The following is a 13262-nucleotide window of genomic DNA, read 5'->3' as shown; positions in this document are numbered from 1 at the left end:
TTTCTCCATTACAAGTTTATTTCTTTATTTAAAAGGAAATCTTTAAGTGAAATAATAAAAATTCCATTGTCATCATAATGCGGGATAACCTGTTGCCGCTGTATGATTATCTTTTTAAATGAATCGCTAATTCTTCTGAGGGAGTTTTCTTCCTGCGCTTTTTTTTCGGGCACACTGATATCATACGCAGACTGAACGTATATTCTTTTTGTTCCCTCATTTGCCACAAAATCACATTCCAACTGGATTTTTTTGTTTTGTCCGTTTTTATCAGTTTTATTATATTCCATTGTTCCTATATCAACATCATAGTTCCTATAACGCAGTTCGCTGTAAATAATGTTTTCCATTATATTAGTTTCTTCCAGCTGCCTGAAATTAAGACGCGCATTTCGAAGTCCAATATCTGTAAAATATATTTTTTTATTCGCTCCGATGTACTTGCGTCCTTTTATGTTAAACCTTTGAACGCTTTGCGTTAAAAATGCGTCTTCAAGATATGAAAGATAAGAAGAAACAGTTTTATTTGTGATAGAAGATTTTTCTTTTGCCTTAAAAGTATTTGCAATGTTTAGCGGATTTGTCAATGAGCCTATACCAGATGCCAGTACATCAAGCAAAGCTTCAAATTCTTTTTTATTTCTTATTTTGTATCTGTCAACTACATCTGTTATGTATACTTTTGAAAAAAGCGATTTTAAATAATCAGACTTTTCTTTGTGATTCTTCATGCTGGCTACAAGAGGAAGTCCTCCGTAAGTGTAATAATCGATCCATGCAGTTTCAAAATCACAGTCGCAAACAGAGAAATATTCTTCAAAAGATAATGGAAAAACTCGAATTTCATCCCCACGTCCGCGGAATTCAGTTATAACATCTTTTACCAAAAATCTTGAATTGCTTCCTGTTACATATACATCAATATTTGGAACATGTAAAAGAGAATTAAGGACTTCTTCAAAATCGTCTACAAGCTGAATCTCGTCCAAAAAGCAGTAATACATCTGATTATCAATAATTTTAGCTTTTATGCTATTGTATAACGACAGTTTTTCTCGCAGAGTGATGTTTTCAAGATCGTCTAACTGAATGCGTATTATATGGTTGTCATCTATGCCTTGGGAAAGCAGTTTTTCATAAAAAAGATTAAAAAGAAGATAAGATTTTCCAGAACGGCGCAAACCTGTAATTATTTTTATCATACCGTTATGCTTTTTTGAGTCTAACTGATTTAAATATGACTGTCGTTCAATAATCATTTGCTTACTTCTATTCCTAAATATAGATTATACCCGAAATATTTAGGAATAACAAGAATATTGCAAATCATTTAATTCATCTTCCAGTTTTCTTTTCTGGGCAACAAGTTCAAACTTCTTTTTGGGCTGAACTTCCTTACGTGCAAGTTTTTCTAATCGTTCAATTTCTTTTTGCAGTTTCTCTTGTTTTTCCTTGATTTCTATGTTTTCTTTAAGAGTAAGATTACGATTCCATTCGCCGCCTGCAATTTTTTTGATGATATTTTCCCAAACTTCATCAAAGTTTAAGCCTGTAAGTTCTATGCTTGCTTTTGTTTCTTCCAGCCATTCAGTAGTGAACAGTTTTTCACAAAAAACTGCAAGGCAGATTTCCGTTTCAAAGTGAAGGGCAAACACAAGATTCTGCGGAATAAGTTTTGCAATCCGTTCTATGTTTTTTTCATCATAGTTTTTTGTCTTTAAACTTACACTTAAAACATAAAAACTCTTTACTTTTTTGCCTTCCATTATAGCAGGAATTGTTCTGGTGCTCACTTCATTTACAATATCTATACGGCTTATATCTGCATCAAATTTTGTCTGCTGTGCATTTGTAAGCTGAAACTTTCTGTAAATCTGTGCTTTCGGCAAGGACTTTTGTAATTGAGTTACTTCTGGAAGTTTAAGCATGTGAAGCCTCTTTTATTACCAAAAAGCAGATCAGTTCAAAATCATCAAGTCCTTTTATCTGTCCATGCTTAAAATCAATAGTTTCGCCACTCAAAAAAGAATCTATATCTTTTTCGTTTTTTGCTTTAATTATAGAAGAAATGGAATCTCCCAAAAAGTGATTGTAGGTTTTCATATTCTTGCCGTCTTTCGTTTCCACATTGAATTGCTTATAAACTTCTGGCACTGGTTCTGGCTGTCCTTTACACAGAAAACGCATTTTATCAAGTATATTTTTAGGATTCAGATGATTGCATATAACTTCGCCATTTTCTCCCATATATACCATATAGAATGGATGCAACCTGTTCTGATTATCAATATTAACATTGTTATTGCGGTTTTTAAGAACATAAATAACACCTGGAGGACATTCATCTTTTGACTTTGTTACTGCGTGGAGTCCAAAGGGAGTATTGTCCAAATCACCGTGTTCTTTTACATATTCAAGCAAATCAAGCCGGAATTCATTGAGCCCTAAGTCCATAATGCTAACTCCGCCATTCATTTCTTCAATATCTATAACTTCATCTTTAAGTTTTTGCAGCTGTTCTTTTCTGTATTCCAAATCTTTCTGTTCTTCTTCAAGAATGTTGTCATCAGCTGTCGCGGTCATATCAACAATCTTCATTCGTGTTTCTACACGGCCTTTGAGATTGATATATTCATCGAGTGTTAAATCCGGCCAGAAATTTACAAGCTGAATCTGTTCATTTCTGCTTCCTATACGGTCAATTCGCCCGAATCTCTGTATAATGCGTACAGGGTTCCAGTGAATATCGTAATTTATAAGGTAATCGCAGTCTTGCAAATTCTGACCTTCACTGATACAGTCCGTTGCAATAAGAATATCAATGCTTCGGTTATCATCTGGATAGATAACGGTTTTGTCTTTTGAAATCGGTGAAAAATATGTAAGAACTGCATTCAAATCACAATGAAACTTTTCAAGCGTACTTTTTCCCTCAGTCGTACCGCTAATCATAGCACTGTTCAAGCCATATTTTTCTTTTATAAATGTATTCAAGTTGTCGTAAAGATAATCTACCGTATCTGCAAAAGCTGAGAATATAATAACTTTTTTGTTGTCGCTGTTTATCGGATTTTCTATTTTATTACAAATTACCTTTATGAGTTTCTGCAATTTTGAATCTCTTTCTGGTGTAATGTCAGAAATAAGGCTTTCTAAACCTGAGAGGATATTATAATCCAGCTTTAAATCTGCAAGCCAGGAAATATAATCCATATCGTTCAAATCAATCTTTACTTTCTTTCCGATAGTAAAAATATCACTTGCATTTTGGTCGTCAAAATCGTAATCATCATCCATAGAAATATCTGTAAGGTTGATATTTGAATTATTTTTATTTGCAGTAAAATCTTCTACCAGTTTTATTGTCTGAGTAATGTAGTATTTTACCCTCTGAACCGTAAGCCTGAATGAATAGACAGAACTTTCAAGTCGCTTCAAAAGATTAATTGCCATAAGTCTGCGAATTCCGCTTTCACGACCCATCTGATCAAAACCGCCAGAACCACTTTCGTCATCAACATTCAAATCGTATTTATAACGCTTGCTCGGATGTATAAAATGTGAGGGGACATAGACAGACAGTTTCAGTCTGTTCAGTTCCTCAAAAATCAGATTAAATGTAGTTTCATTATCATTTTCCGTAAGTGGCGTTTGAATTGAAATTGGATGAAGCCGTTTAGGAAATGTTCCAATATCTTTTGTATCATAATATTTCTGAATATGCTTTCGGCTTCTGGCAATCATAACGCTGTCAAGAACTTCAAAAAAATCAAAACTGAGCATAGAAAGCAGATTTTCTGTCGTCCGCTCTTCTATCTGAAATTTGCTCCATTTATTAAAGGCTGTCTGAGCCTGACGAAAAATGTCTTCTATAGAGTTTTTTGTTTTCAGGTTCTGGTCAAGATTTTCTGCAACACCTTCGTATGCAAGAGCCAGCTGATTCTTCAAATCAATAAATCTGTTATTTACAGGAGTAGCAGAAAGCATCAAAACTTTGGTCTTTACCCCCTGCTTGATTACTTTTTCCATTAACTGCATATAACGGTTTTCTTTTGTATTTGCATGAGTACCGATACCATTACGAAAATTATGAGATTCATCAATTACAACCAAATCATAATTTCCCCAGTTGATATAAGCAAGATCGTTACCATTAGACTGACCATGAATTCTGTTTAAGTCTGTATGAAAGAGAACATCATAACGCAATCTGTCGTCTGCAATAGGGTTGTTTTTGTAATTTCCTTTGTAAATATTCCAGTTGTTTGCTAATTTTTTAGGACAAAGTACAAGAACACGATTATTGCGACTTTCAAAATATTTTATTACAGAAAGCGCCGTAAATGTTTTACCAAGACCTACGCTATCGGCCAGAATACAGCCGTTGTATTTTTCAAGTTTATTTATTATTGCAAGGCAGGCATCCTGCTGAAAGTTATAAAGTTTATTCCAGATTGCACTCTGCTTGAATCCTGTTGCCTCTTTAGGAAGAATATCATCACTTATATCATCTAAAAACTCTTTAAAAATATTGTAAAGAGTTATGAAATATATAAACTCTGGAGCGTTTTCGGCATAGACTGATGCAATATTTTCGATGACCTGCTCCGTTACATCCTGCATCATTCCTTTATTCTGCCAGAACTGCTCAAACATTTGCAAAAAACCAACACTATTTGGAGCCTTTGTTTTCATTATTCCAAAAGCTGCATTGTTTCCTTTTTCTACCCCGAGTTCTACCGCCGTAAATTCTTTTACAGGACTATAATTTGTTTCATCAATGTTTATAAAAGACGGCATCAACTGCTGAGTTGAATTTGATTTAAAATTTGCTTTCCGCTTTATCCATTCTGCACATTCTTTTGCAATGGCTTTCTGGTTCAATTCATTACGTAGTTTTACTTCAAATTCAGTTCCATAAAGACTTCTTTCACGATCCAATCGTGGAATATAAAATTCACGTTTTTCTTTTTCTGTTTTATTTGTAATAAAAGTTGGAGAAGTAAATATAAACCTAAGTTCATCAATATCTTTAAGTTCTTTCTGTAATTCCTGATACGCATAAATAGAAAAACAAGCCGCTGCTATAGAAACTTTACTTCCAGGCTTAATTTCTTCTTTTATACTTTGACTGAGTGTTTTATTCACATTATCTATAAATTCTAGTACCTGCATATACTATAGAGCATTATACCACAATTTCACATTTTAAAACAGAAACTATCGCCCCCCCAAAAAAAAAATATCCTTCCCACAATAATTTCCAGTTTATTTAAATTACTCCCCCAAAACCATCTCCGAAAGCATATCGATATGTATCTTCATCGTGTCCAGGCACGGAACGGGGCAGTTTTTGTCGTTGAGGGCGAGGGGGAGTTCGGTGCAGCCCAAGATTACCGCTTCAATTCCATCGCGCTCTTTCATTCCCTGAATGACAGAAACAAGTTCGCGGACAGTGGAGTCTTTTACTATTCCAAGTTCAAGTTCGTCGGCAATCCGGCTGTTCACAAGCGACTTTTCGTTTTCCGGCGGAGTTACAAGTTCAATTTTGCGCGCGCTAAACGAATTTCTGAAAAAAGCGCCGTTCATCGTAAAAATCGTTCCCAAAAGTCCGATTTTCCTGTAGCCGCGCCTGAACGCTTCTTCGCACACCGCATCAACAATGCTTACAAGCGGAATCGGGGAAAGCGCGCTCAGCCTGTCGAAAACGCTGTGAACCGTATTTGCCGTAAGCGCCGCAAAGTCCGCTCCGCACGCAGCAAGATTTTTCACCGCGCCCAAAAGATACTGCACAAGCGCTTCGTCGTCGCCAGCCTTGCAGTAACCGAGCGTGCGGTACAAGTCTACGCTTTCTATGCAAAGTTCCGGGAACGCTTTTCCGCCGGTTCTCTGATTTATAATCCTGTTCAGCTCGCGGTAATAAATCGCCGTAGATTCCGGCCCTGTTCCGCCGACCAGTCCGAGTTTTTTCAAAGAGTTCAATTTGTTCATAGATGTATTCTAGTTATGATTTTGGGGAATGTAAATGCAGCGGTAAAAAAGGCATTGTCCGCACAAAATTGCATACAAAAACGCCCGTGACTGATATAATCATTTTCAGAAAATACAGAAATGTAAGCTCACTGACTATTTTTATATAAACGGGAGAAATCAAAATGAAACTTGACGGTGTTGGATTGTTCGTGAATGATATGCCGACGATGATTCGCTTTTACAGGGACGTGCTTGGCTTTGAAATCAAGGAAGCCGAAAATGCGGTGAACGTGTATCTGATTAAAAACGGCACTCTTTTTATGCTGTACGAGCGGAAGAACTTTGAAAAAATGACAAACAGAAAATACGAATATCTGAACGGACTCAACGGACATTTTGAAATCGCCCTGTATGTCGACACATTTGAAGAAGTCGATTTAGAATTCGCAAAGGCAATCGAAAAAGGCGCGCGCCAGAATCCAGAACGGCAATCTGCGTAGAGCGACTATTGTATTTAGCGTTTACAATATACTAAAAATTATAAAATTGTAAAAATAGAAAGGGTATTTGCGTTGACAAATAAGAAATATATAGTAAAATGTAAACATAAGAGGCAGTTCTATGTTTATAAAACGCGAAGACTATGTAGATACAATCCGCCCTTTTTACGAAACGGATTTAATAAAAGTAATTACAGGAATACGGCGTTCCGGAAAATCCATTGTATTGCAGGAAATTCGTGACGAACTTATTGAAAACGGAATTGACGGAAATCAGATTATTTTTATCAATTTAGAAGATTTTGAATATGAGTTCATCAAAACTGCCAGCGATTTAAATAAAGAAATCAAAAATAGAATTATAAACGAGAAAAAGTATTACATTTTTATAGATGAAGTTCAAGCGGTACAAAATTTTGAAAAAGTCCTTGCCTCATTGCGGGCTACAGTCAAGTGTTCGATTTTTGTAACAGGGAGCAATTCAACTTTACTTTCCGGGGAACTTGCAAGTCTTTTAACAGGGCGGACAGTAGAATTTGAGATAATGCCTTTTTCATTTTCAGAAGTAAAAGAATATTTCCGAGTGAATAACCGGGAATTTTCAGAAGATTTCATTTTTGACTATATTAAATGGGGCGGTTTTCCACTGCGTTTTGACTTTTACCGCGAGCAGGACATAAGACGGTATCTTTCAAGTTTGTATGACGGAATAATTAAGAAAGATATTGTCGGAAAATCATCCAGATTTGACAAAAAAACTTTTACAGACATTTCGCTCTATATTCTTGCAAATGCAGGCAAAGAATTTTCTTCTGAGAATGTAATAAACTATTACAAAACCCATAACAAAAAAAGCATTACGCGACAGACTGTTTATAATTACCTTGAAAAAATGCAGAAGGCTTATCTTGTACATGGCGTAAAAAAATTCAACATTGCAGGAAAGGAAGCATTAAAAACAAGTGAAAAGTATTATGCCGTAGATATGGGGCTTAGAATCATAAATACAAACAGCGTGAATTTTGAAGATACATTCTTTTTGGAAAATGTAATTTTTAACGAACTTTTTTCACGCGGATATACAATCTATACCGGGAAAACCTATAAAGGAGAAATAGATTTTGTAGCGATAAAGGACGGAAAAAAATGCTTCATACAAGTCTGCTATCTTTTGGCAAGCGAAGAAACAATATTACGTGAGTTTGGAGCGTTCAAGCCGATTTCTGACGCATCACCAAAATATGTTATGAGTCTGGACAAGGTAGACATGAGTCGCGACGGAATCGGTCACATAAACATTGTTGATTTTCTATTGAAAAGAAAAGACATTGCCTTGACGTAAAGAATAAAAAACACAACATCAAGATCAATGGAAAAAGTTTTGCACGAGCCCTATTGGAATGCCTTGATTTTTATATTCCTCTGAGAAATGAATAACACCTTAGTTTCTGCCTGTGTTTTATTTCAGATACCCGATTGCCTGATTTAAAAGATTTATAATTTTTGCATTGTCCTGGCTTAGTGGTGTTTTCCTTCCCGTCACAAGAAATTCGACTGTCGTATTTAAAATTTTTGCAATTTGCACGGACTGCCGAGCATCAGGAAGCCTGTCTTTTGTAATCCAGGACTGCAATGTGTTGTAGCTGATCTGCATTTTATCCGCCAATTCTTTTTGTGTCATAAGATTGTATTCCAATTCATTTTTTACATTGCACCAGAAATCCAACATAACAATACAATAATCCAAATGGATTTTTAAGAGCGACTTATTGATACAAAAATACTAACCATGTTATTATTTAAGTCCAAATGGACTGTTTTGTTGCACATTGTTTTACGAATAAGACTGTTCATTTTTGGTATGCAAATTTTATTTTTAAGGAGTTTTTATGGAAAACACAGAAAATCTCTGCGGCACAAATGCCGGTTCCCGTGCAGACAAAAACCGTGTCAAAACGCTGTTTTTTTACCTTTCTGCAACGGCATTCTTCTGTCTTAGTTTTCGGTCGTATATCTTTCTTGCCGGAATTCCGTTTGCTCTTGCCGCATTGCACTTTGCCCTGAAAAAATTTGATCTTGAACAGGAACTTTCCTGTTCAATCAAACTAAAAGCATACTGTGCCTTTTGCACTCTCGCCGTCTGTATAAATGGAATAAAGAATTTTTATTTCATAAGAATTTTTAACGAAACGTTTGCGCCCAACTCCAGAGCACGCGTATGGTTTCTTTCTCAAGGATTGACAAAAGAAACGTACATCTTCATTTTTACGACGGTTGCAGTTTTAGGTGCTGCGGTCGGTTTCTTTTTCTGCTATACGATGATTTTGTATGTTGCAAAAAGGGTTGTTCGGATCATAAAGGAAAATGAAATCCTCTGCATAACCCGGGCTGAAAAAACAGTTTGCTGCCTTATTTTTGCAGTGTATGCGGTTTTTACAGCAGGCTCGTATTTCAACACTAACGCATTTTATCCGCCGCTTGAAAATTCAAACAACGTTCTTTTGAGTGCAGACAGTCAGCTTCATATTGTTTGGGACAATGCCTTTCTTTCTCTTGCTTATTTTGAAAATGACATACGACAGCCTTTGTTTGCAGTTTTTTCTTTTCCGTTTTTTGGAATTCCTTATTTGATTTCGCTCTTGGTTCCGTTTGAATGGTCGCTTCCGCTTTTTACAAGTTTTGCAAATATTGCTCTTCTGATTTTAAATTCAATCATTCTGCTTAAAATGTTCAGTCTTTCCGTTCCTGAACGGATTTTTGGACTGATTTTGCTTTTCTGTACTTTTTCCCATTTTTATTTCAGCATTGTCATTGAGCAGTACATTGTCGCTTATTTTTATCTTATGCTTGTTGTATTCAGCTATATTAAGAATAAAAAACTGGATGTTTTTTCTCTTTACGGTGCTTCGGGAACGCTTCTTACAAGCTGTGCCGCTTCTATTCTTATATGCGGCGGTCATAATGATTTGCAGAAATTTTCATTGAAAAAATGGTTTGTGGCACTTCTCAAGCTTGCAGCTGGATTTTTGTTCATTGTGATTGTCTGCGGAAGAAGCGACATCCTGTTCAATTCTTTTTCACGCTTAAAACTTCTTTCAACTTTTACAGGGAAATCAATCCCGGTTTCCGTGCGTATTCTGCAATATTTTGGCTCTGTTCCTTTTTTCTTTATTTTTCCAAAAGCACAGTCTGCGTTCTTTCCTGCAGTGACAGAAAACGGCGTCACAAATCCCGAACACTTTGCATGGCTTTACTTTGGCACTGACAAAGTGAATTTTTTGGGCATTGCAATTCTAGTGCTTTGCGCCGCAAGCGTTTTTATAAACAGAAAAAATTTTCTTGCTCGTTTTTGCGTTTTTTGGACAGTATTTGCATTTATCGTTACAGGCATAGTCGGCTGGGGTGCCGGAGGTGAAGGCGGCTCATATTCTTTTTCGCTCTACTGCCTGTATTTCGGGTGGAGTTATTTTGCCCTTCTTCTGCTGCTTGCCCGAAACATTGCCGAGATTTTCAAAAAACGCTGGATTGTTACTCTTCTTCTCGGTGTGTCCGCCGCAGTCCTCGTTTTTGCAAACGTTCCGAATGCAAAACAAATGCTGAAATTCTGCCTTGAGCATTACCCGTGCTGAAAACCGGAGTTGATATGAAGTTTCCTAAATATTTAAGGCTTGCAAGGGTTCATCATTGGGTAAAAAACCTGCTTGTCCTGCTGCCCGCATTCTTTGACGGCGTATTTTTTACAAGAGAAAAAATCTTTGTCAGTCTTGCAGGCTTTTTTTCATTCTGTCTTGCTTCCTCTGCAATCTACGTTATAAATGACATTCGCGATGTGGAAAAAGACAGGGCGCACAACGAAAAATGCAGGCGACCTCTAGCCAGCGGTGAAATCAGCATTGGTTCTGCGTGGATTTTGTTTTTCAGTTTGATTGCATTTTGCATTCTGTTCAATCTGTATGTAAGGAATTTTTCAGCAAGCCTGATTTTGCTTTTATATGTTGTTCTGAACGTTCTGTATTCGTTCGGTCTGAAAAAAATTCCGATAGTCGATTTATGCATTCTTGTATCAGGATTTTTTCTGCGTGTCCTTTACGGTTCGCACATTACAGGCTGCTCGATTTCAAACTGGCTGTATCTTATGATAATTACGATTTCATTCTTTATGGCATTGGGCAAGCGTCGCGGCGAACTGATAAAAAATTCATCGGAAACAAGAAATGTACTCCGATATTACACACAGGGATTTCTTGACAAAAATATGTATATGTTTCTTGCAATGGCGAATGTTTTTTATGCGCTTTGGTCTTGCGATACGGAAAGAATAAAAACCGAAAATTCCGAATATCTTGTTTTTACAGTGCCGCTCGTCATTCTGATTACACTGCGCTACAGCTTTGACGTTGAAGGAAAAAGCGACGGCGACCCTGTGGAAGTTCTTGTAAATGATAAATTTTTGATTTATGCAGTAATTGCATATATGGCGGTAATGTGCGCACTGTTTTACCTGTAATTTATGAATGTTTACGATTTTGACGGAACGATTTATAAAGGCGACAGCTCGATTGATTTTTTTTGTTTCTGTGCAAAAAAGAATTTAAAGGTTCTGACTGTTATGCCGGAATTTTTCATTCGCTTTGTTCAATACAAATGCGGAAAAATTACGAAGGAAAAACTTAAATCTTCATTCTTCAGTTTTGTACGCTTTTTCCCCGACATAGATTTTGTAACGGAAGAATTCTGGAAATGCAGTTCAAAGAAAATTGCCGCTTGGTATCTCATGCAAAAGAGAGAAAACGACATAATAATATCAGCCTCGCCGGATTTTCTTCTGAAAAAAATCTCTTCACAACTAGGCACAAGGCTGATTGCGACGCACATAGAAAAAACAAGCGGAATTTTAGAGGAAAAAAACTGTTTTGGAAAAGAAAAGGTCAGCCGTTTTCAAAAAGAATTCGGCAAAGAAACTGTCGAAAATTTCTATTCGGACTCAAAAACTGATTTTCCGCTTGCACAAATCGCACTGAATGCCTGGCTTGTAAAAAACGGAACTATAAAAAGATGGGAAACGGAAAAACATTCGGACAAACAAAACGAACAAAATAAAGTTTTTCAGGTTTTTCTGTATATTTTTTTCGGAGCGGCGACAGTCTGCGTAAATACGGTGCTTTATGCACTTTTCAGGACAGCACTTGCGGTAAGAGCATCCTCGGTTTTGGCTTGGTTTTTTGCCGTGGTATTTGCGTATTTTACAAACAAATTTTTTGTTTTCAAGACACAGAAAACACAGGGAAAGGCGGCTGTTCGAGAAGCGGTGCTCTTTCTTGCTGCAAGAGTTCTGTCTGAGGCGGTGGAACTTGTTTTGCTGCCGGTTCTTTTAACCTTCAATTCGCTTTCTCAAAAGGAAGTATTGATAAAAATTCTTGTGAATGTGCTTGTAATAATCTTGAATTATCTTGCAAGCAAAATTTTTATTTTCAAATAAAAGAGGTAAAGGATATGAATGAAAATCGGAATTCAAAACCGTGTGCAAGAAATGCATACATTGACTTTGTACGCGGTTTTGCAAGCGTAAGCGTTATAGCAATTCACACCGGTTTTTGGTCAGGGGGGGATTGTTCCCGTCCCGGCTCAAAGCATTCTGCTTTTGGTTGATGTTCCGCTGTTTTTCTTTCTTTCAGGCTGGAGTAGTTCTTTTTCAAAAACAACCCCGCTAAAAACCGCAAAAAGCATTTTTCAGATTTACTTAAAATGGTGTTTTTTCATTCTTGCCGTGTCGGCTGTATGTTTTCTGTCGGTTTTTACACCGCTTAAAACAGCAGGTTCAACGAATGTTTCTGATGTTGCAAAGGCGCTGCTTCTTCATCCGAACATTCAAATCCTGCCGGTAATTGCAGGTTCGATTTGGTTTGTTCCAGTGTATTTTTTGGTTCTGTTTTTAAACTCCATTCTGATTGCCTTTATGCAAAATTCGGGAAATTTTGAGGCAAATAAAAAATACATCTGTGTCTTTTACGCCGTGCTTTTTGTATGGACTGCTGCGGGGTTCGATTTTCCATTTAAAAATCCTTATTTTATTTTCTACAGTTTTTTCTGGTCACTTGGTTTTATACGGAAAGAATTAGGTACTGTTTCCTTAAAAAAATATATCGCAGCAACGGCAGTTTTTATTTTTGGATTTATATTTTCAGCAAAAACACAGCATCTCCCGGTTTTAAAAGTTCAGGCTGCAAAATTTCCGCCAAGCCTTGCCTATGGATTTTTTTCACTTCTTTCAATCTTTACTTTTCTGTTTCTTGAAAACCACATCAATATTGAAGGCGGAAAGTTTCCGAATGTGAAAAAATTTCTTGCCCATATAGGACGCAATGCACTGTTCTATTATTTTGCCCAGGGAATCGGAAGTTCTGCAATTTACATTTTGCGGAAACTGAACATTCGTCCTTGGTTCCTGCATTTTGGGGCTGCCTTCCTTGTCAATCTGGTTACAACGGTTCTTCTTGCGGAAAGTTTTTCCGCTCTATATGTAAAGTGCGAAAAATTAGCGAAAAACATTCTGAAGAAAAATTGTCAGACTTAGCTCCCAATTTTAGCCGTTTGATTTACACCCATCGCAAAGTTTCTTCAGGGCACCTCAAAAAAAATCGATAAAGACAAGTTTTCGAGGTGCCATTATACCAAAAACACTACACTGGATTTTATAGCAGAAAAAAATGTAAAGAATCGCCTACTTTAGCCCAGAAAAAAATGAGTAGCACTTATTATTTTTACCTTTTTTATATCTCTTTCCAGCTG

The 13262-nt window shown here is 36.6% G+C and carries 11 protein-coding genes; 6 read left to right on the top strand and 5 right to left on the bottom strand.

The annotated features are described in order from the left end of the window. Positions 1–8: 8 nt before the first annotated feature. The 4 genes from ACI4L0_RS00055 to ACI4L0_RS00040 all read right to left on the bottom strand — a co-directional run bounded on the left by ACI4L0_RS00055 (position 9) and on the right by ACI4L0_RS00040 (position 5991). Entirely contained in the window at positions 9–1259 is a 1251-nt protein-coding gene (locus ACI4L0_RS00055) for an ATP-binding protein (protein ID WP_439798124.1), read from the bottom strand. Positions 1260–1301: 42 nt separating this feature from the next. Next, positions 1302–1928: a DUF4391 domain-containing protein gene (locus ACI4L0_RS00050; RefSeq protein WP_439798123.1), complete on the bottom strand. Its 627-nt coding sequence runs from the start codon at positions 1926–1928 to the stop codon at positions 1302–1304. After that, a complete protein-coding gene (locus ACI4L0_RS00045) occupies positions 1921–5175 on the bottom strand; it encodes a helicase-related protein (RefSeq protein WP_439798122.1) in 3255 nt (1084 codons plus the stop codon). The genes ACI4L0_RS00050 and ACI4L0_RS00045 overlap by 8 nt, the downstream gene beginning before the upstream one ends. A gap of 102 nt (positions 5176–5277) precedes the next feature. Then, positions 5278–5991 (bottom strand): aspartate/glutamate racemase family protein, encoded by a 714-nt coding sequence (locus tag ACI4L0_RS00040; RefSeq protein ID WP_439798121.1) that lies wholly within the window; start codon positions 5989–5991, stop codon positions 5278–5280. Positions 5992–6155: 164 nt separating this feature from the next. Here ACI4L0_RS00040 and ACI4L0_RS00035 point away from each other — a divergent pair, with 164 nt between their 5' ends. Both ACI4L0_RS00035 and ACI4L0_RS00030 read left to right on the top strand, forming a co-directional pair. After that, positions 6156–6473 (top strand): VOC family protein, encoded by a 318-nt coding sequence (locus tag ACI4L0_RS00035; protein ID WP_439798120.1) that lies wholly within the window; start codon positions 6156–6158, stop codon positions 6471–6473. A 121-nt stretch (positions 6474–6594) separates the two neighbouring features. After that, positions 6595–7815, top strand: a complete 1221-nt coding sequence (locus ACI4L0_RS00030) for an ATP-binding protein (protein ID WP_439798119.1) — start codon at positions 6595–6597, stop codon at positions 7813–7815. A 117-nt stretch (positions 7816–7932) separates the two neighbouring features. Here ACI4L0_RS00030 and ACI4L0_RS00025 read toward each other — a convergent pair whose 3' ends face one another. Continuing rightward, the gene (locus ACI4L0_RS00025) at positions 7933–8202 is read right to left on the bottom strand and encodes a helix-turn-helix domain-containing protein (RefSeq protein WP_439798118.1); all 270 of its coding nucleotides are present in this window, start codon (positions 8200–8202) and stop codon (positions 7933–7935) included. Positions 8203–8362: 160 nt separating this feature from the next. Between ACI4L0_RS00025 and ACI4L0_RS00020 the strand changes: the two genes are divergently transcribed. From ACI4L0_RS00020 to ACI4L0_RS00005, 4 genes are all read left to right on the top strand, one after another. Then, complete coding sequence (locus ACI4L0_RS00020; RefSeq protein ID WP_439798117.1) at positions 8363–10102, top strand: hypothetical protein; 1740 nt, start codon at positions 8363–8365, stop codon at positions 10100–10102. A gap of 14 nt (positions 10103–10116) precedes the next feature. Beyond that, entirely contained in the window at positions 10117–10980 is an 864-nt protein-coding gene (locus ACI4L0_RS00015) for a decaprenyl-phosphate phosphoribosyltransferase (protein WP_439798116.1), read from the top strand. 3 nt (positions 10981–10983) lie between these two features. Next, positions 10984–11952 carry an HAD-IB family phosphatase gene (locus ACI4L0_RS00010; protein WP_439798115.1) on the top strand — a complete coding sequence of 323 codons (969 nt, stop codon included), beginning with the start codon at positions 10984–10986 and terminating at the stop codon, positions 11950–11952. Positions 11953–12114: 162 nt separating this feature from the next. Next, positions 12115–13047, top strand: a complete 933-nt coding sequence (locus ACI4L0_RS00005) for an acyltransferase family protein (protein WP_439798114.1) — start codon at positions 12115–12117, stop codon at positions 13045–13047. The last annotated feature ends 215 nt before the right edge of the window (positions 13048–13262 follow it).

Origin of the sequence: Treponema sp., from assembly GCF_051883275.1 — a bacterium.
Taxonomy (GTDB): domain Bacteria; phylum Spirochaetota; class Spirochaetia; order Treponematales; family Treponemataceae; genus Treponema_D.
Note: the sequence above shows the minus strand (reverse complement) of the source record. Positions and strands in the feature narration are given on the sequence as shown.

Excerpts from the sequence above, each read along its gene's own strand:
- ACI4L0_RS00040 (WP_439798121.1), bottom strand. The coding sequence starts at position 5,991 with ATGAACAAATTGAACTCTTTGAAAAAACTCGGACTGGTCGGCGGAACA.
- ACI4L0_RS00025 (WP_439798118.1), bottom strand. The coding sequence starts at position 8,202 with ATGTTGGATTTCTGGTGCAATGTAAAAAATGAATTGGAATACAATCTT.
- ACI4L0_RS00035 (WP_439798120.1), top strand. The coding sequence starts at position 6,156 with ATGAAACTTGACGGTGTTGGATTGTTCGTGAATGATATGCCGACGATG.
- ACI4L0_RS00015 (WP_439798116.1), top strand. The coding sequence starts at position 10,117 with ATGAAGTTTCCTAAATATTTAAGGCTTGCAAGGGTTCATCATTGGGTA.
- ACI4L0_RS00010 (WP_439798115.1), top strand. The coding sequence starts at position 10,984 with ATGAATGTTTACGATTTTGACGGAACGATTTATAAAGGCGACAGCTCG.
- ACI4L0_RS00030 (WP_439798119.1), top strand. The coding sequence starts at position 6,595 with ATGTTTATAAAACGCGAAGACTATGTAGATACAATCCGCCCTTTTTAC.
- ACI4L0_RS00045 (WP_439798122.1), bottom strand. The coding sequence starts at position 5,175 with ATGCAGGTACTAGAATTTATAGATAATGTGAATAAAACACTCAGTCAA.
- ACI4L0_RS00050 (WP_439798123.1), bottom strand. The coding sequence starts at position 1,928 with ATGCTTAAACTTCCAGAAGTAACTCAATTACAAAAGTCCTTGCCGAAA.
- ACI4L0_RS00055 (WP_439798124.1), bottom strand. The coding sequence starts at position 1,259 with ATGATTATTGAACGACAGTCATATTTAAATCAGTTAGACTCAAAAAAG.
- ACI4L0_RS00020 (WP_439798117.1), top strand. The coding sequence starts at position 8,363 with ATGGAAAACACAGAAAATCTCTGCGGCACAAATGCCGGTTCCCGTGCA.